Annotated in this window: 17 protein-coding genes and 5 tRNA genes; 13 read left to right on the forward strand and 9 right to left on the reverse strand. The window is 62.7% G+C overall.

Annotated elements, in window-relative coordinates; genetic code table 11:
- The first annotated feature begins 51 nt into the window (after positions 1-51).
- Positions 52-1,158, forward strand: a complete 1,107-nt coding sequence (mnmH, locus tag AC26AR_RS00940; protein ID WP_488107398.1) for a tRNA 2-selenouridine(34) synthase MnmH — start codon at positions 52-54, stop codon at positions 1,156-1,158.
- Positions 1,159-1,184: 26 nt separating this feature from the next.
- On the opposite strand, the gene AC26AR_RS00945 is transcribed toward mnmH, so the two are convergent.
- Complete coding sequence (locus AC26AR_RS00945; RefSeq protein ID WP_488107399.1) at positions 1,185-1,934, reverse strand: type 1 glutamine amidotransferase; 750 nt, start codon at positions 1,932-1,934, stop codon at positions 1,185-1,187.
- A gap of 104 nt (positions 1,935-2,038) precedes the next feature.
- On the opposite strand from AC26AR_RS00945, the gene AC26AR_RS00950 reads away from it, so the two are divergent.
- The 3 genes from AC26AR_RS00950 to AC26AR_RS00960 all read left to right on the forward strand — a co-directional run bounded on the left by AC26AR_RS00950 (position 2,039) and on the right by AC26AR_RS00960 (position 4,019).
- Positions 2,039-2,332, forward strand: coding sequence for an MGMT family protein (locus AC26AR_RS00950; protein WP_488107400.1), 294 nt, complete (start codon positions 2,039-2,041; stop codon positions 2,330-2,332).
- 154 nt (positions 2,333-2,486) lie between these two features.
- Positions 2,487-3,098, forward strand: a complete 612-nt coding sequence (locus tag AC26AR_RS00955) for a YjaG family protein (protein ID WP_077378530.1) — start codon at positions 2,487-2,489, stop codon at positions 3,096-3,098.
- A 90-nt stretch (positions 3,099-3,188) separates the two neighbouring features.
- Positions 3,189-4,019: a CHAD domain-containing protein gene (locus AC26AR_RS00960; RefSeq protein WP_488107401.1), complete on the forward strand. Its 831-nt coding sequence runs from the start codon at positions 3,189-3,191 to the stop codon at positions 4,017-4,019.
- Between the two features lie 106 nt (positions 4,020-4,125).
- On the opposite strand, the gene hisF is transcribed toward AC26AR_RS00960, so the two are convergent.
- From hisF to hisB, 4 genes are all read right to left on the reverse strand, one after another.
- Positions 4,126-4,899, reverse strand: coding sequence for an imidazole glycerol phosphate synthase subunit HisF (gene hisF / locus AC26AR_RS00965; RefSeq protein WP_488107402.1), 774 nt, complete (start codon positions 4,897-4,899; stop codon positions 4,126-4,128).
- An 11-nt stretch (positions 4,900-4,910) separates the two neighbouring features.
- A complete protein-coding gene (hisA, locus tag AC26AR_RS00970; RefSeq protein WP_077378540.1) occupies positions 4,911-5,657 on the reverse strand; it encodes a 1-(5-phosphoribosyl)-5-[(5-phosphoribosylamino)methylideneamino]imidazole-4-carboxamide isomerase in 747 nt (248 codons plus the stop codon).
- A 115-nt stretch (positions 5,658-5,772) separates the two neighbouring features.
- Complete coding sequence (hisH, locus tag AC26AR_RS00975; protein ID WP_077378543.1) at positions 5,773-6,414, reverse strand: imidazole glycerol phosphate synthase subunit HisH; 642 nt, start codon at positions 6,412-6,414, stop codon at positions 5,773-5,775.
- 121 nt (positions 6,415-6,535) lie between these two features.
- Entirely contained in the window at positions 6,536-7,129 is a 594-nt protein-coding gene (hisB, locus tag AC26AR_RS00980) for an imidazoleglycerol-phosphate dehydratase HisB (RefSeq protein WP_077378545.1), read from the reverse strand.
- Positions 7,130-7,424: 295 nt separating this feature from the next.
- On the opposite strand from hisB, the gene AC26AR_RS00985 reads away from it, so the two are divergent.
- The 9 genes from AC26AR_RS00985 to AC26AR_RS01025 all read left to right on the forward strand — a co-directional run bounded on the left by AC26AR_RS00985 (position 7,425) and on the right by AC26AR_RS01025 (position 12,815).
- Complete coding sequence (locus AC26AR_RS00985) at positions 7,425-7,871, forward strand: acetyl-CoA sensor PanZ family protein (protein WP_077379332.1); 447 nt, start codon at positions 7,425-7,427, stop codon at positions 7,869-7,871.
- Between the two features lie 194 nt (positions 7,872-8,065).
- Positions 8,066-10,462 (forward strand): AsmA family protein, encoded by a 2,397-nt coding sequence (locus AC26AR_RS00990; RefSeq protein ID WP_488107403.1) that lies wholly within the window; start codon positions 8,066-8,068, stop codon positions 10,460-10,462.
- 116 nt (positions 10,463-10,578) lie between these two features.
- Complete coding sequence (mutY, locus tag AC26AR_RS00995; RefSeq protein ID WP_488107404.1) at positions 10,579-11,748, forward strand: A/G-specific adenine glycosylase; 1,170 nt, start codon at positions 10,579-10,581, stop codon at positions 11,746-11,748.
- 139 nt (positions 11,749-11,887) lie between these two features.
- A complete protein-coding gene (locus AC26AR_RS01000) occupies positions 11,888-12,199 on the forward strand; it encodes an oxidative damage protection protein (RefSeq protein ID WP_077378554.1) in 312 nt (103 codons plus the stop codon).
- A 104-nt stretch (positions 12,200-12,303) separates the two neighbouring features.
- Positions 12,304-12,379, forward strand: a tRNA-Phe gene (locus AC26AR_RS01005).
- 5 nt (positions 12,380-12,384) lie between these two features.
- Positions 12,385-12,459, forward strand: a tRNA-Gln gene (locus tag AC26AR_RS01010).
- Positions 12,460-12,508: 49 nt separating this feature from the next.
- A tRNA-Thr gene (locus tag AC26AR_RS01015) sits at positions 12,509-12,584 on the forward strand.
- A 77-nt stretch (positions 12,585-12,661) separates the two neighbouring features.
- Positions 12,662-12,737 (forward strand) — tRNA-Phe (locus AC26AR_RS01020).
- 3 nt (positions 12,738-12,740) lie between these two features.
- Positions 12,741-12,815, forward strand: a tRNA-Gln gene (locus AC26AR_RS01025).
- Between the two features lie 104 nt (positions 12,816-12,919).
- Here the strand turns inward: AC26AR_RS01025 and AC26AR_RS01030 are convergent.
- The 4 genes from AC26AR_RS01030 to AC26AR_RS01045 all read right to left on the reverse strand — a co-directional run bounded on the left by AC26AR_RS01030 (position 12,920) and on the right by AC26AR_RS01045 (position 16,702).
- Complete coding sequence (locus AC26AR_RS01030) at positions 12,920-14,008, reverse strand: sigma-54 interaction domain-containing protein (RefSeq protein ID WP_077378557.1); 1,089 nt, start codon at positions 14,006-14,008, stop codon at positions 12,920-12,922.
- Positions 14,009-14,350: 342 nt separating this feature from the next.
- Positions 14,351-14,737, reverse strand: a complete 387-nt coding sequence (locus AC26AR_RS01035; protein ID WP_136939121.1) for a hypothetical protein — start codon at positions 14,735-14,737, stop codon at positions 14,351-14,353.
- Between the two features lie 116 nt (positions 14,738-14,853).
- On the reverse strand, positions 14,854-15,723 hold the full coding sequence (locus AC26AR_RS01040; protein WP_488107405.1) for a hypothetical protein: 870 nt from the start codon (positions 15,721-15,723) through the stop codon (positions 14,854-14,856).
- Positions 15,724-15,748: 25 nt separating this feature from the next.
- Positions 15,749-16,702, reverse strand: coding sequence for a CsgG/HfaB family protein (locus AC26AR_RS01045; RefSeq protein ID WP_077378566.1), 954 nt, complete (start codon positions 16,700-16,702; stop codon positions 15,749-15,751).
- Positions 16,703-16,791: the final 89 nt, after the last annotated feature.

Consider the following 16,791-nt stretch of genomic DNA (forward strand, 5'->3'; position numbering starts at 1 on the left):
TGCGAGTCGCCGGCCATTGCCTCATTTCAGTTTTCCAGTCGAGAGATGCCCATGAGTTTGCCCACCGTGGCGGCCAGCTGCGATCTGATTCGCGATGGCCGCCCGCTGATCGATGTGCGTGCACCGATCGAATTTGCGGCCGGCTCCCTGCCGGGGGCCGTCAACCTTCCGCTGATGGATGACGAGGAACGTCACCGGGTCGGTCTGCAGTACAAGCAGGTCGGCCCGGAGTCGGCGGTGCATCTGGGTCATCAGCTGGTCAGTGGCGGGATCAAGCGCGCCAGGATTCGTGCCTGGGTTGAGCACGTCGAGCGCCACCCCGAGGCGGTTCTGTACTGCTTCCGGGGCGGCATGCGCTCTCAGCTCAGCCAGCAATGGTTGAAGGAGGCAGGCATCGAGCGCCCGCGGATCGCCGGGGGCTGGAAGGCCATGCGTCAGCAGCTTTGCCAGCATATCGATGAGCGCGTCGAGCAGGCCCCGATGCTGCTGATCGGTGGCCTGACCGGCTGCGCCAAGACCGAGCTGATCCATGCGCTCGACAATGGTATCGACCTGGAAGGCTGCGCGCGCCACAAGGGCTCGGCCTTCGGCCGTCACCCCTTCCCGGCACCGAGCCAGATCGACTTCGAGCATCGCATCAGCGCCGAGATGCTGTCACTGGCCGCGGACGCGCCCACCGTCATGGAAGATGAGTCGCGCTTCATCGGCAGCGTCAACATTCCGCTGCAGGCATGGCGCGCGATGGAGGCTGCCCCGCTGGTGAGAGTCGAGATGCCACTGGACTGGCGACTGGTGCAGATTCAGAAGGACTACATCGAAGGGCTGTGGGCCACCTACAGCGGGCACTATGGTGACTTCCTTGGCTGGGCACTGCTGCAGCGTCAGCTGCGTCAGGCGTTGCTGCGTCTGCGCAAGCGGTTGGGCAGTGCACGTCTGGCGCGCCTGATTCGCATGCAGGACATCGCCTTCCGTGAACACAAGCGCGGCAATCCCACTGCCCATGAGGGCTGGCTGGCCCCGCTGCTCAGCGAATACTACGACCCCATGTACCGTTATCAGCTCGAGAAGCACGAGCGTACCTTCCTGCATGTCGGCGACTGGGACAACACGCTCGCCTTCGTGCGTGAGTGGAGCGCCAATCACCGCTGGCAGCGCTGACATTCCTCACGGGCGCTGGTCAGCGCTCACGCATTCAGCCAGTCCACCAGCAGGCGGTCCAGCAGGGCCGCCTGACGATCAAAGCGCTTCGGGTCCTCCAGCAACGTTTCGCGTGACTGCACGCCATTGCCCTCCAGGGGCGCGGGATGGTGGGCCAGGCGGTCCTGCGTGGCCGCCGCATCCATGTGCGGATGGAAGTTGAGCGCCACCACGCGACCCTCATCCCAGCTGAAGCCGGCCACTGGCGTATGCTCGCTGCTGGCCAGCAGCTCGCAGTCTTCCGGCAGACCACAGATCTCCTCGTGCCACATCAAGGCCGCGAACTCGGCGGGTAGCCCCAGCGGGCACTCGTTGCTGCGCGTCAGCGTGGCCCAGCGACGCTGCGGCACCACGGCGGATGAGACGATCGCCCCCATCTGCTCGGCGATCAGTCGCGCCCCCAGGCCAATCCCCAGCAGCGGGCGATTGCTGTTCAGCGTGCGCCGAATCAACTTGCGCTGCAGGCGCAGCGACTGCTGTTCGGCGGGCGAGGCGGGCTGTGCGGCGCTCGACAGGCGTTGCGGTCCATCCAGCACCACCAGCGCATGAAAGTCATCGATGCCCGGCAAGGCTTCGCCTGCCAGCGGGAAGCTGGTGTTGAAGCTGTGCCCCATGCCGGAAAGCCAGTCCTTGAGGCGTAGCGGACTCTGCCAGTCATGCGCTAGCGTTGCGGTATCGGCGGCTGAATCTGGTTCAGTGTCAGGGAGTTGCCCCTGATGTATGAAGTAAAGATGCATGGCTTCATCATGCGTGAGCGCCATGTCAGCGTAAAGGCCCCGGTGCCGGCATATCAGTACCTGCACCGGGCGAACCAGCCGCGACACGACAAGGAGAGAACCGCATGCGGGCCGAACTGCTCGAACAGATCTACACCGTGGTGGCGCAGATTCCCGAAGGCCGCATCACCACCTACGGGCGTATCGCCAAGATGACCGATGGCGCCAGCGCGCGCATGGTCGGCTCGGCGATGCGTCACCTGCCGGATGGCCATCAGTTGCCGTGGCATCGCGTGATCAACGCCTCGCTCAAGGTCACCGAGCACGGCGGGGCAGTGCGCCAGCGGGAAAAGCTGCGCAGCGAAGGCGTGCTGTTCGATGCTGTCGGCCGCGTGCCCAGAGAATGTCTGTGGCCGTGAATCTCGCCGCGGCAAAGTCTCGTTCGTCAGACCGCCTGAGTGCGCTACCCTAACGCATGTCCCATGCCATCTGTGGCGGGCTGTCGGCTGGCGGGTTTTTCCCTCCCGACATGTGTCCCGCCTCTTTGAAAAGTGAAGTGAGAAGAGAGCCGTCATGACTCAGCCTGTTCCCGGTTTCCGCGCGCGTCTGGAAGCGCTGGCCCCCGTTCGCCGTACCGCCTTCATGGCAACGCTGACCGAGCGACTCCTGCCCAATGCCGGCTTCTACGCCGAGGCCAATGGCACCGCCAGCGCGCTGGAGACCACGCGCGAGTTGCGCAAGCTGCTGGACCTCGTCTGGGAGCAGCTGCGCGTCCGCGATGCCAAGATCGATTTCTCGCTGCAGGCCGAGAAGGTCACGGCCTTCGAGCCCGACGAGCATGACGACAGCTTCGGTGCGCGCCGTGCACTGGAAGCCGTCATGGCGCTGACCGCCTGCATCGATGTGCTGATCAGTGAAGAGCCGGAAGCCGCGCTCAAGGTCAGTCGCCTGTCCGCCGATGGCGTCCGCGCGCTGATCGACCTGCAGGCCGGTGAGGGCATCGAGCAGGAAGCGCTGGAAGCCATGATTCGCGAGCATCCGCTGATGGTCGATGAGCGCGACTTCCAGGACGCCGTGCTGGAGAGTGTCGAGGCTCCGCGTCTTGAGCGTGATGACTGGCGAGCGCTCAAGCGGCTGGGGCGTAACGAGGATGTCAGCAATCTGGGGCTATCCTTGCAGGAATGAGCCCCCGGAAGACCGGGTGAGCGAGCCTGCCCGGCTGACACTGGCAGCCAGGCCATTCCCTTGGAGAGACAGATGGGCAAGACGAGTCAGATGCTTTCCCGCACAGGCGTTGATCCCTTGAATGGCCTGATCCTCGCGCATCTCGAGTCAATGCAGCAGCATCTGGCGCAGGCGACGCTCACCGCGCAGGAGGTCCATGCGCTGCGCGTCGACTGCAAGCAGCTGCGGGGCTGGTGGCAACTGCGACGTGAGTCACTGGGCAAGGCGGCGGTGAGTGAGCATCAGGCGCGTCCGCGCGCCATCGCCAGGGCATTGGCTGGCCCGCGTGAGGCGCGCATGCTGCGCAAGACCCATGCGCGCGCCTATGCCTGGGTGGATGAGCGTAGCCAGCGTCTGCTGGATGCGCTGCGTCCGGGGCTGATCAGTGCCGCATTGAGCGAGTCGGTGGCGGAGCTGGATCACGCACCTCTGAAACGGCTGCTGAGCGACGAGGTGGCCGCCTGGCAGGCCGCTCCGCTGACGGGGGAGGAGCTCACGGCCGGACTGGAATTCAGTCGTCACCGCCTCCACAAGTTGGCGGCGCGGGTGATCAGCAAGCGGGAGATCGAGACGTCCCACCGGCTGCGCAAGTGGATCAAGTACCGCAGGTTCCAGCTGACACTGGCGCATGCGGCGCTGGGGGAGACGGCAGGGCGTGAACTCGAGTCACCGAGTCGTGGGCGTCGTCGTGAGCCGGAATTGCTCGACAAGGCAGCATCCCGTCTGGGCAATCAGCATGACCTTGCCGAGCTGGCGCTGTGGGTCGGCGAGCGGGTGATGCTGCCCGCCGCCGAGAAGCATCTGGTGGGTGATATTCTGCGACTTGCCGACCAGCGACTCGAGCAGGCGCTCACACCACTGGCGAAGCTGGGCTACGCCTGAGCGCTGTCGTCGCCTGACCTGCGGGTAATGTCTCTGAAGACACGAACGCCGCCATTCCCTGAGGAGTGGCGGCGTTCGTGTATCTACCTGACGCGAAGGAGATCGCTCAGAGGCGCATCTCGATGCCGCGCTCGGCCATGTAGGCCTTGGCTTGCGGGATGGTGTACTCGGCGAAGTGGAAGATGCTGGCGGCCAGCACCGCATCCGCCCCGCCCTCGAGCACGCCATCCACCAGATGGTCGAGAGTCCCGACCCCACCGGAGGCGATCACCGGCACGCTGACGGCGTCGGAGATGGCGCGTGTCACGCCGAGATCGAAGCCGGCCTTGGTGCCATCGCGGTCCATGCTGGTCAGCAGCAATTCACCGGCGCCCAGCTCGACCATCTTCTTCGCCCACTCGACAGCGTCGAGCCCGGTTGGCTTGCGCCCACCATGGGTGAAGATTTCCCAGCGCGGTGTCTCGCCGTCTTCGCTGACGCGCTTGGCGTCGATGGCGACCACGATGCACTGGCTGCCGAAGCGGTCCGCCGCTTCACGCACGAAGTCCGGGTTGAACACGGCGGCGGTATTGATCGAGACCTTGTCCGCGCCGGCATTCAGCATGGTGCGGATGTCCTCGCAGGTGCGGATGCCACCACCGACCGTCAGCGGGATGAACACCTCACCGGCGATGCGCGACACCATGTCGACCGTGGTGCCACGGTTGTCGACGCTGGCGGTGATGTCGAGGAAGGTGATCTCGTCGGCGCCTTGCTCGTTGTAGCGCTTGGCGACCTCGACCGGATCACCGGCATCGCGGATATCGACGAAGTTGACGCCCTTCACGACGCGACCGGCGTCGACGTCCAGACACGGGATGATGCGTTTGGCGAGTGCCATGATCGCTCCCCTCAGGCCGTGCGGCCGGTGATGGCGTCGGACAGCGCCTGTGCTTCGGCGATATCCAGGCTGCCTTCATAGATGGCGCGACCGGTGATGGCGCCGAGGATGCCCTGATCGGCCACTTCAGCCAGGCCACGGATGTCATCCAGATTGGTCACGCCGCCGGAGGCGATCACCGGGATGCCGCCTTCGCGGGCCAGCGCCACGGTGGCTTCGATGTTGACGCCCTGCATCATGCCGTCGCGGGCGATGTCGGTGTAGACGATGGAGGACACGCCGTCATTGGCGAAACGCTTGGCAAGCTCGGTCGCCTTGATGGTGGAGACCTCGGCCCAGCCATCGGTGGCCACGAAGCCGTCACGCGCATCGAGACCGACGATGATGCGGCCCGGGAAGGCGCGGCACATCTCGGCGACGAAGGCCGGTTCCTTCACGGCCTTGGTGCCGATGATGACCTGACCGACGCCGGCTTCCAGATAGTGCTCGATGGTCGCGGCATCCCGGATGCCACCGCCGATCTGGATCGGCAGCTCCGGGTAGGCGCGGGCGATGCGTGTCACCGCGTCACCATTGACCGGCTTGCCCTCGAAGGCACCGTTGAGATCGACCAGATGCAGGCGGCGACCACCGGCCTCGACCCAGCGCGCGGCCATGGCCAGCGGGTCATCGCCGTAGTTGGTGGAGTCTTCCATGCGGCCTTGCTTCAGGCGTACGCACTGACCGTCCTTGAGATCGATCGCGGGGATTACCAGCATGTCGGGTGTCCTCTCGGCGTGTCTTGGCACGCCTGAATTGTCGTCGGTATATCGAAGGCGGATGAATCGGTGCCCGACTCGCAAGGCAGGCACCGACGGTCACGCAGGTGAGCCCTCAGGGCTGCCAGCGGACGAAATTCTCGAGCAGCTTGAGGCCGGCGGCCGCACTCTTCTCCGGGTGGAACTGCACCGCGAACAGGCTGCCCTCACCGATGGCGACGTGCGCCTCGGCACCGGCGTAATGCGTGGCGCCGAAGACCTGTGAGCGCTCGGCAGCCGAGACATAGAAGCTGTGCACGAAGTAGAAGCGCGAGTTGTCCTCGATGCCTTCCCACAGCGCATGGCCCTGGGTGTGGGCGACGTGGTTCCAGCCCATGTGCGGCACCTTGAGACGCTGGCCGTGCTCGTCCAGCTGCTTGTCATCAAAGCGTTTCACGTCGCCCTTGAAGTAGGCGAGGCAATCGATGCCACCGTTCTCTTCACTGCGCTCCATCAGCATCTGCTGACCGACACACACGCCCAGCAGCGGCTTGCTGTGGTTGCTCAGCAGTTCGCCGACCAGCCCGCGCAGTTCGGCGCGCTCAAGCTCGCCCATGCAATCGCGGATGGCGCCCTGACCGGGCAGCACCACGCGGGTGGCACCACGGATGGCGCGCGGGTCACTGGTGATCACGACATTCTCGTCAGCCACATGCTCAAGTGCCTTGGCGACGGAGTGCAGGTTGCCCATGCCATAGTCGATGACGGCAATCGTCATGTCTTTCTCCCGCAGGCCGGAGGGGACTCCGGCATTGGATGTTCATGCAGAGGAAGTGCCACCCGGTGCCCGGCAAGCGGCAATGGCTGGCGACACATCCTCTGGCCGCGCGTCACGACGCTTACAGCGAGCCCTTGGTGGAGGCGATGCGGCCTCCCATGCGCTCGTCCTCTTCCACCGCCATGCGCACGGCACGGCCGAAGGCCTTGAAGATGGTCTCCGCCTGGTGGTGGGCATTGAAGCCCTTGAGGTTGTCGATGTGCAGCGTGGCGCCGGCATGGTTGACGAAGCCCTGGAAGAATTCCCAGAACAGCTGCGTATCGAAACGCCCGATGTTGCCGCGCGTGAACTCGCACTGCATGAACAGGCCCGGGCGACCGGAGAAGTCGATCACCACGCGTGACAGGGCTTCGTCCAGCGGCACGTAGGCATGGCCGTAGCGGCGGATGCCGGCCTTGTTGCCGAGCGCCTGCGCGAAGGCCTGGCCGAGAGTGATGCCGATGTCCTCGACGGTGTGGTGGTCGTCGATGTGCAGATCACCGTCGCAGTCGACGTCGATGTCGATCACGCCGTGACGGGCGATCTGGTCCATCATGTGTTCGAGGAAGGGCACGCCGGTGTTGGCGCTCAGCTTGCCTTCGCCGTCCAGATTGATGCGAACCCGAATCTTGGTTTCCGAGGTGTTGCGATGAACCTCGGCGATACGCTCTGCCATGATGTCTCTCCAGCGGTCGGTGACCTCACCGCGGCTTCGGGGCTGATGAGGTCTGGCGCAGTCTGGGGCCTGGGTGTGAGAGGCGTATGTCCAGTCCGGCCGGGAAGTGCGCATCATGTGGTTGTTGTCATGTGATGTCGCAAGTGAAAGCGTGATCCAGTGACGTTGTCGAGGTTGCGGGTCACTGATCGATGGCAGACGCGTCGTCCTTGCCTGCCCAGCCCGTCATTATAGAGAAAGGACAACGGCATCCGCTACAATGGCGGGCATTCATATCGCGGGCGAGGATCTCACCATGCCGGTCACTCTTCAGATGATCGATCACGCACGCTGGCAGGCCGATGAGCAAGTGCGCATCGACCTGTCACGCATCTATCACGAAGCCCCCGGTGAACGCCTGCCACTCGCGCCGGATGAGTTCATTCAGGCCAGCCTGGAGACCGGTCATCGCTTCTGCACCGCCTTCTTCAATGATCGCCATATCGGCGCCCTGCTGTGCGAGGACGATGGAAGGGCATGGCGCATCCGTCATTGCTGCGTGCGCAAGAGCACCCGTCGACGCGGGGTGGGAACGCGCCTGATGGCATTGATGTCGCTGGAAGCGGCGGCGCGTGAGCGCCTGCTGGTCGTGCCGGATCAAGGATTGACGCTGGCTGACGAGCTTCTGCTGTCGCGGCTCGGTTACGTGAAGGATGCCGAGCAGCAAGGCTTCGTGCTGGCCCAGACAGATAGCGAAAGCTGACGGCTGGACCGGCGTGACAGGAACTGATGACGCCGGGGCCTGTCCACCGCAGGTGAACGTTGACGCTGGCGTCTGGCATCGGGCGCACGTTCGCGCCCTCAGGTGCGACAATCGGGATCATTCACACGTGCCGGGCAATGCCTTCAGGAGCGAAGGCAGCCCGGACATCTCATCGTGTCAAAGGGAGGACGCAGATGAAAGCACTGTTCAGGGCCTTGCTGGCCATCGTCGGAGTACTGGCGCTGGTCGTGGTGGCGGGGGTGATCTATGTCACCACCTTCCTAGACCCGAATGATCTCAAGCCGCGTCTGGTCAAGGCGGTCAAGGACCAGGCGGGGCTGGAGCTGGCCCTGAACGGTCCGCTGGACTGGTCGTTCTACCCGCGCCTGGGCGTCAGTGTCGAGGACGCCCAGACCTGGCTGCCGGAGCAGGCTCACGACCAGACACCCTTCGCCTCCTTCAAGCGTGCCGAGGTCGGGGTGTCCTTCGCGCCCTTGCTGAGCGGTGAGGTGGAGGTCGAGGGCGTGTTCCTCGATGGCCTGAAACTGGACCTCAAGCGAGACGCTGACGGGCGAGGCAACTGGGAGAGTCTGTTGCAGCATGCTGCCGATGCCGCCGAGAGCGGTGCGGCGGACAAGGCTCTGCCTCCCGCCAAGAGTGCCGGTGTCGCCATGGCCGATGAGACGCAGGGAGATGCCGGTGTCAGCGATGGCGCTGAAGGCATGGCCGTCAATCTCGATATCGCCTCGATTCAGGTCACCAATGGGCAGATCACCTACCAGGACGCTGCCAGCGGTCTCGACATGACGCTCAATGAGCTGGCATTGAGCTCCAGCAACGTCAGCCCGACCAAGGCGTTCCCGGTGGAGCTGTCCTTCGTGGCGGAGGGGCGTGAGCCTGAGCTGCGCAGCACCATCAATCTGGACGGCAAGGTGGCGCTGGACCTTCAGAACGGTCGCCATGTCCTGACCGGCATCAGCCTGGACACCGCCACCAGCATGCCGTCGCTGAGCGAGCAGTCCCAGCAGCTGGCGCTGGAGATCGATACCCTGACACTGGATACCGAGCAGCAGCGCTATCGCATCGAGGGTGGGGAGCTGGATGCCTCGCTCAACGAACCGTCGCTGGGAGAGAAGGCGCTGCCGGTGAAGGCGACCTTCGGGGCGGAAGCGGATCTTGCCGAAGGCACCGCGACGCTTTCCGATCTGCTGCTGACCTCGGGCAGTGACCTGCGTCTGAGCGGGGCGCTCAAGGCCAGTGACATCACGGGCGAGGCGCTGAGCTACAGCGGGCAGTTCAAGCTGGCCCCGCTGTCACCCAAGGCGTGGATGACGCGGGTCGGCATGCAGGCACCGCAGACGGCACGCGGCGATGCACTGACCTCGCTGGCATTCTCCAGCCCGCTCAAGGGCGATCTGTCACAGGTACAGCTGACCAACCTGGTGATGGCACTGGATGACACCACCATCAACGGACGTCTCGGCTCCTCCTTCGATGCCTCGCAGATCACCTTTGATCTGGATGTCGATGCGCTGAATCTGGATGACTACCTCCCGCCGCAGACCAGCGAGAAGATTGCGAGTCTCGGTACGGGGGTGACGGCAGGACTGGTGGCGCCGGCCTACGCGGCTGACGGCGATGCAGAGGTGTTGCCGGTGGAGCTGCTCAGAACTCTCGGGCTCAAGGGCCAGCTGGACATCGCGAACCTCACGGCATCCGGGCTCGAGATGCGCAAGGTGTCCGCCAAGCTGTCCGGCCAGCCGGGACTGCAGCAGCTCGATAGCCTGACGGCCAGTCTGTACGGCGGTAGCCTGGCAGCCAGTGCCCGCATCGACAGTCGCAAGACACCGCTGACCATGAGCTTCGGCGAGAAGTTGACCAATCTGGATATCGCGCCATTCCTCAAGGCGCTGGCGCCTGAGCAGGATGACATCCTGCGTGGCCGTCTGACGCTCAATGGCGACTACACCACCAGCACCAATCAACTCGACAGCATGAAGCGCAACCTGAATGGTTCGGGTGACTTCGAGATCCGCAATGGCGAGATACTCGACGTCAACGTGTCCGAGAAGATGTGCACCACGGTGGCGACGCTGAGTGGCAAGACGTCCTCGCGTGACTGGGCGGCGAATACCCCGCTGGAACGCGCACAGGGCAGCTTCAAGGTCACCAATGGCGTGATCAGCAATCAGGATCTGGCACTGGCGATCCCGGGTATCGCGCTAGATGGCAAGGGGCAGCTCAACCTGCCGACCGAAGCCTTTGACTACAACGTGGCGGCGCGCTTCATCGAAGGAACGGATGACGCTGCCTGTGAGGTCAATCCGCGTCTGGTCAAGCTGCGCTTCCCGGTGCAGTGTCAGGGCAACCTGAGCGGTGAGCCGGGCGAATGGTGCGGCTTCGACCAGAAGGGTTTCCAGACGGCCGCCGCGGAACTGGCCAAGGATGAAGCCAAGCGCAAGGCGGGCGAGAAGGTCAGCGAGAAGCTGGATGAGAAGCTCGATGAAGACACGCGCAAGAAGATCGATGACAAGCTGGGCGAAGGCGCCAGCGACAAGCTGAAGGGCGCGATTCAGGGGCTGTTCAACTGATTCACGCGCTCCTTGTACAGCAAGACCGGCACGCCAGTCCCTCGGGGCTGGCGTGCTGCCGTTGGAGCCCAGACCATGGCGCGCCATGGTACGAGTCACGAGTAGAGGAAGTCTTGATGGCGGTACCTGACACTGCGGCCACGCCTGACGTGGCGGCGTCTGATACCCACGCCCCGCCAGGCGTGGCAAGCATTGCGCTGAGCCCGGAGGAATTCCAGGCCCGCGTGTTCGACTGGTTCGATGAGCATGGCCGCAAGCACCTGCCCTGGCAGGAGAACACCACCCCGTATCGTGTGTGGGTCTCGGAGATCATGCTCCAGCAGACCCAGGTCACGACGGTGCTGCCCTATTACGCGCGCTTCATGGAATGCTTCCCGGATGTCGCCGCGCTGGCGGCGGCGGAGATCGATGAGGTGCTGCACCTGTGGACGGGGCTTGGCTACTACGCCCGGGCGCGCAATCTGCACAAGGCCGCTCAACAGGTGGTCGCTGAGTATGGCGGCACCTTCCCGGTCGAGAGTGTCGAGGCACTGTCGGCCTTGCCAGGTATCGGGCGCTCGACCGCCGGGGCGATCATCAGCATCAGCACCGGACAACGGGCGCCGATTCTCGATGGCAACGTCAAGCGCGTGCTGGCTCGCCTGCATGCCGTGGAAGGCTGGCCGGGTCGGCCGGCCGTGGAGCGCAAGCTGTGGACGCTGGCGGAGCGCTATACCCCGCAGATGCGGCTGGCGGACTGGACCCAGGCGATGATGGATCTCGGGGCCACCCTGTGCACGCGCGGTAGCAAGCCGGATTGTACGCGCTGCCCCTTCGAGGAAGTCTGCGTGGCGCATGCACGCGGCGAGGAAAAGCGCTTCCCCGAGAGCAAGCCCAAGAAGGCTATTCCGACACGTCAGACGCTGATGCTGCTGGTCAGTGACGAGACGGGCCGGATTCTGCTCGAACGACGCCCACCGACGGGCATCTGGGGCGGCCTGTGGGCGCCGCCGCTGGTCGAGGACCGCGAGGCCGCGCGGGAGTGGGTCGCCCGTGAAGCGCGAGGCGCGCATCTGGAGGCGCCGCTGGACAGTTTCGAGCATGTCTTCAGCCACTTCCGGCTGACCATCACGCCGCAGCCGGTCCAGCTGGGAGCGGCGGAACTGACGCCGTCGGCGGAGGATGGCGTCAACGAACACGGAGCAGACCGTCGTTTCGTCGACCCCGCCGCGCCGGATGCCGTGGGCCTGCCGGCACCGGTCAAGGCGCTGCTGGCACGCTGCACGGATGATCTGTTCGGGCTGTGAGCGAGTCGCTCTCATCGACAGGCCTCGGACGCCTGGGGGAAACCCGCTCAAGCGTGCGAGAATGAGGCAATCGATTGAGCGTCTGGCGAAGGCTCGGCGCTCAACCGCACTGACATCCAGTTCTCTTACGGAGTTACCCATGCGTACCGTACATTGCCGCAAGTATGACCAGGACCTGCCGGGTCTCGACTTTCCGCCGCTGCCGGGCGAGAAGGGCCAGGATATCTGGGCCAACGTCTCGAAGCAGGCATGGGAAGAATGGCAGGCGCTGCAGACACGCCTGATCAACGAGAAGCACCTCAACATGATGGATGCCGACAGCCGTCGCTATCTGATGGAGCAGATGGAGCGTTTCTTCCGCAACGAAGAGACCGATCAGGCCGAAGGTTTCGTCCCGACTGACGCCGCCGCCAAGGGCGAAGCGCAGGGCGGACAGGGCTACGAAGTCTGACGAGACGGCGAGGGCGATGGAAGACGAATAACGACGCCAAATTCTTGATAAGCAAGGGTTGACGTCGGGAAAGGTTTTCTATTTAATACGTCCTCGTTGGCAAGGGCCAGATAGCTCAGTTGGTAGAGCAGGGGATTGAAAATCCCCGTGTCGGCGGTTCGATTCCGTCTCTGGCCACCAAGTGTTGGGGTATAGCCAAGTGGTAAGGCACCGGTTTTTGGTATCGGCATTCCCAGGTTCGAGTCCTGGTACCCCAGCCAGCTGACATGCAGTAACGTAGTAAGAAGACTCATATCATGAGTTCTTTGTGCCGGCTTAGCTCAGTTGGTAGAGCAACTGACTTGTAATCAGTAGGTCGAGGGTTCGACTCCTTTAGCCGGCACCATCTTCAGGCTTCTGTAGATGAACGAAGAACGCAGGATATCGAAGTCGCCCAGGCGGCTTTTTTTGTGTCTTCCGGTCGGCCAGATAGCTCAGTTGGTAGAGCAGGGGATTGAAAATCCCCGTGTCGGCGGTTCGATTCCGTCTCTGGCCACCAAATTGGGGTATAGCCAAGTGGTAAGGCACCGGTTTTTGGTATCGGCATTCCCAGGTTCGAGTCCTGGTACCCCAGCCAATTCTGGCTAGCGGATGAAGTCGCAGGATGAATTCGGCAGCCAACAGAAAAGCCACCCTCCGGGGTGGCTTTTTTGCGTCTGGCGTCTGCTCGTCTTTCGGCGCTCAATGCGCGGCGGATGAGCCGGGGTGATGGGCCTGCCAGCTGAGGCGTTTGCGATAGATGGTCGATGGGGCGATTTCCAGAATGGCAGCGGCACGCGGAATGCTGCCATCGCATGCCGCTATCACCGTCTCGATGGCATCCCGCTCCACCATCCACAGCGGGCGCTGCCAGAGGCCCTGGTTCTCGGCGCCGGGTGGTGCGTGCTCGAGTCTCTCGTGTGAGCCGCCGTGTGCTGGCAGGTCCAGCATGGCGGCCGTGAGACTCTCGCCCTCGTGGAGGATGATGGCGCGGCGCAGGGTGTTTTCCAGCTCGCGCACGTTGCCCGGCCAATCGTGGGCCAGCAGCGCCTGTTCCGCGCAGGCGCTCAGGCTGGTGAAATGCTTGCCTTCGTGGCTGGCCATGCGACTCAGCAAGCCGTTGGCGATCTCGAGAATGTCACTTCCGCGCTCGCGCAGGGGCGGCACCTTGAGCGGGATGACGTGCAGGCGGTAGAAGAGGTCTTCGCGGAATCGATGGGTCTCCACCAGCTGACGCGGGTCCTGATGCGTGGCGCAGACGATACGGCAGTTGACCTCGACCGTGCGTGTCGCGCCCACGGGCATCACCTGGCCGGTCTGCAGAAAGCGCAACAGCTTGCTCTGCAGTGGCAAGGGCAGTTCGGCGATCTCATCCAGGAACAGCGTCCCGCCATCCGCTGCCACGGCCAGGCCCTGCTGGGCACTGACGGCACCGGTAAAGGCGCCACGCACATGCCCGAACAGCTGTGATTCCAATAGCTCCGCCGGGATGGCAGCACAGTTGACGGCGATGAAAGGGCCTTCGCGTACCGGGCTGTGGCGGTGGATGGCAGTGGCGCATAGCTCCTTGCCGCTGCCGCTTTCGCCGGTGATGAAGATGGGGGCGTCCGAATGGGCGACCTGTATGAGGGTGCGATAGAGGGTCTGCATGGACGATGAGCCTCCGATGAACCCCTCAAAACCGTTAGGCCGGCCTGTCGGTAGAGACTTCACCCGTGCGGGGGAGTCGACAGTCAGATTCAACGCAGTGGTGATCGGCGTAGCCTGATGGTGAGCCTTCAGTGCGGTCATGAGTGATGTTCCCTTGCTGCTGGACCCCTGTCAGCAGCTCGTAGAGCATCGCCGCAGGAGCATAATTGTCGGGCTGCTTCTGGTGACAGCCTCTCGGAAGGACACACGCTCCCCAAGCGTTGAGTCTTCGTCATGCGGGTTGTTGCGTGTCCTTTTCCAAGCTTACTCAAACGTGAGAGATGATCATGGCGGCTTTTAGTGGGTTTTTTCCGCTGCGCGCGAGGGTCAGATATCTCATCCCACCCGTTGGCATGATGACCAACTCTCTCCTCACGTTTGACACGTGAGTCTGATGTTCTCAAGTGCCCTGCCTGGGCCGTCACGCCTTGCCCGGGCGGGACATCATGGGGCTTCTTCCTCTTCATCATCCGCATTGTTGTGGGTGATGGTGAAATCCGTTGACGACGTCTGCGAGCTGCCATCGGCGGACTGGTCCGCCGTGCTGTCGATGGTGCCGGTAGAGCCGTCACTCAGGGTCTGTTCAATCTGCTGCCAGTTGCCGATCGAGGTACTGCTGCCGGTATTGAGCGTATATGCGCCGATATTGGTCTCGGACCCTTCCCCCAGGCTGCCGGCCTTCTTGCTCTCGTAGAGGATCAGCGCGGTTTCTGCACTGCGCGCCGGGAAGTCGTAGGGGAAGGGGCCCATCAACGAGTTGGCGCTGGCGCTACCGGCCAGCAGGAATCCCGCGCCCACGACTCCCAGGCTGATACGTGTGAAAGCATTCATGTCTTGCTCCTTTCGGTCTGTGAAAGATGCAGTGTCTGATGCGTGAGACGTCTGATGTCAGCAGGTGCTGAAACACACGCGGGTTGCCCCGCGTGTGTTGGTTGCCTGCAGAGGGGTTACGGAGTCACGGGGCCGACGCTGATGGACATGTTGTTACCCACGGAGGTCGCGGCATTATTGATGACCGGGCCTTCGAAGCTGCCTGTCGGCGGCAGATCCAGCGTGATGTTGCTGACTTTGGCAGTCGAGCTGATGTTGGCGAAGCTCATCTGGGTATTGTCGGCAATCAGGGCGCTATCGATATCAGTGCTATCCAGAGTGACCGACATATTGTTGCCTACGGAGGTCGCGGCATTGTCCACGCTCAGGTTGAGAATGTTGTCGACCTTGGCCAATGATTCGACTTCAGCAGTGCCCGGGTAGAAGAAATAGCCACCAGAACCCGCCAAGAACTGCTCATTGTGTAGGTTGACCATGGCATCACTATCCACCGAGACATTGTTGCCCACCGAAGTAGCGGCATTCTCAAGCGACTCTAGGCGAGTAATGTCAGGATTAGGCGTGGAGCCGGCATAGCTGATATAGACATCGACATCAGCGTTAGCGTTTGCAACTGCATCTGCACTCGCATTGGCTGCTGAATGATGATTCCAGCTGTGTGCATTCGCAGCGGATGACGCGCTGCTGCCTGCACTGAGGCTATCAACTAGTTCGATGGAAGGGTCACCTGCTTCACCTGCACCGTAGCTGACATCACTGACGATGGCTTCGGAGCTGACGTCACCGATCTGCTTTTGCAGACTTTCGATCATCACCAGGCCGCCTGGATCTTTGATTTTCGGGTCAATATAGACATCAATATTGACATCAGTATTGACATACCCATCCCAATTCCAATCCACGTTATTGAAGGCTTGCGCTTGGCTTGCCATCATCACACCACTTACGAGACCGATGGCGACTGCGAGCTTATTATAGGTAGTCATTGTCATGTTCCTCATGAATGTTGACTTATTGTGCTGCGCTGGATGCTGCCGATGTTTCTGTTGCAGGTGCCTCTGTTGCGGGTGCTTCTCTCAACGGTGTTGCGACTGCTGCGGTACTGCCTGATGCCGTATTGGCTGCGGCCACTTGCTGCGTGTTGCCGTCTTTCGCTGCAACATGCTGTCCCGGGTGAAGTTCACATTCCTGCCCCGCAGGTACAGGAAGTCCCAGGCCTTCAGTCAGGAGTTGGTAGGCGCCCATCTCCACGACTGATCTCACGCCCAGCTGCAGTGGTTCATTGCGCACTGCGCCGGAATCAAACTCGACCAGCTGATTGCCGAAGAAGCGATAGATGCCGGCTTCGACTTCGTAACCCACCACCTGCTTCTGCAGGCTGGTGACATAGACGGTGCGGAAGGTGCGGATGTCGACCATGCGCAGGTCCAGACCCACATTGATGACGGCGGTCCGCAATCCGGCCCCGATTCCGCTGACGAACAGGCGAGTGCCACCACTGGAAATGTTGTAATTGAGCTCAGTGAGGGCACCGAGAACCACGAAGTGCGAGGGGAGGACGGCCAGCTTGCGTGGTGCATAGGCCATGGCCTTGTTCTCGTAAAGCTGCTGCTCGGCCAGCGGGACGCGAACATCAAGACGCTCTGTCAGGTGAACCTTGCGAGTCTTGTAGAGCGCGCTGATCAACATTTCCGAGACACCCTGAGTGACGGCGGCGCTTTCGGTTACTGTCGAATAGCTGCGTTGCCCTGTCTTGTCAGTGATCTGCCCGACGGCGATGACTGGCAGGTTTGTCGCGCCTGAAATACGGCTCAATGAGGCAAGACATTCACTGTAAGGCGTATTGTTTGAGGTGACTGGCGGCCCGACGACTGGCTCGACATTATCGAATTTCGGCTCGACTGCGGCGCAGCCCCCCAGCACTGTGGCCATGCAAGCGGCCAGACAAATCCGTGGCTTGAACATGCTGGAAGTTCCCCTGGTGTGACGCATTGTCCTGCGCCGTTCTTGTACTCTGATATGTGTCTATCAGTTGTGATGCCGTGACTTTACAG

This window comes from Cobetia sp. PS-4MA (genome assembly GCF_057670765.1).

Coding starts and splice junctions, on each gene's coding strand:
- AC26AR_RS01030 (WP_077378557.1), bottom strand. CDS start 14,008: ATGACCGCACTGAAGGCTCACCATCAGGCTACGCCGATCACCACTGCG.
- AC26AR_RS00990 (WP_488107403.1), top strand. CDS start 8,066: ATGAAAGCACTGTTCAGGGCCTTGCTGGCCATCGTCGGAGTACTGGCG.
- mnmH (WP_488107398.1), top strand. CDS start 52: ATGAGTTTGCCCACCGTGGCGGCCAGCTGCGATCTGATTCGCGATGGC.
- AC26AR_RS00955 (WP_077378530.1), top strand. CDS start 2,487: ATGACTCAGCCTGTTCCCGGTTTCCGCGCGCGTCTGGAAGCGCTGGCC.
- mutY (WP_488107404.1), top strand. CDS start 10,579: ATGGCGGTACCTGACACTGCGGCCACGCCTGACGTGGCGGCGTCTGAT.
- hisF (WP_488107402.1), bottom strand. CDS start 4,899: ATGGCACTCGCCAAACGCATCATCCCGTGTCTGGACGTCGACGCCGGT.
- AC26AR_RS01045 (WP_077378566.1), bottom strand. CDS start 16,702: ATGTTCAAGCCACGGATTTGTCTGGCCGCTTGCATGGCCACAGTGCTG.
- AC26AR_RS00960 (WP_488107401.1), top strand. CDS start 3,189: ATGCTTTCCCGCACAGGCGTTGATCCCTTGAATGGCCTGATCCTCGCG.
- AC26AR_RS00985 (WP_077379332.1), top strand. CDS start 7,425: ATGCCGGTCACTCTTCAGATGATCGATCACGCACGCTGGCAGGCCGAT.
- AC26AR_RS00950 (WP_488107400.1), top strand. CDS start 2,039: ATGCGGGCCGAACTGCTCGAACAGATCTACACCGTGGTGGCGCAGATT.
- AC26AR_RS00945 (WP_488107399.1), bottom strand. CDS start 1,934: ATGCATCTTTACTTCATACATCAGGGGCAACTCCCTGACACTGAACCA.
- hisA (WP_077378540.1), bottom strand. CDS start 5,657: ATGCTGGTAATCCCCGCGATCGATCTCAAGGACGGTCAGTGCGTACGC.
- AC26AR_RS01000 (WP_077378554.1), top strand. CDS start 11,888: ATGCGTACCGTACATTGCCGCAAGTATGACCAGGACCTGCCGGGTCTC.
- AC26AR_RS01040 (WP_488107405.1), bottom strand. CDS start 15,723: ATGACTACCTATAATAAGCTCGCAGTCGCCATCGGTCTCGTAAGTGGT.
- hisB (WP_077378545.1), bottom strand. CDS start 7,129: ATGGCAGAGCGTATCGCCGAGGTTCATCGCAACACCTCGGAAACCAAG.
- hisH (WP_077378543.1), bottom strand. CDS start 6,414: ATGACGATTGCCGTCATCGACTATGGCATGGGCAACCTGCACTCCGTC.
- AC26AR_RS01035 (WP_136939121.1), bottom strand. CDS start 14,737: ATGAATGCTTTCACACGTATCAGCCTGGGAGTCGTGGGCGCGGGATTC.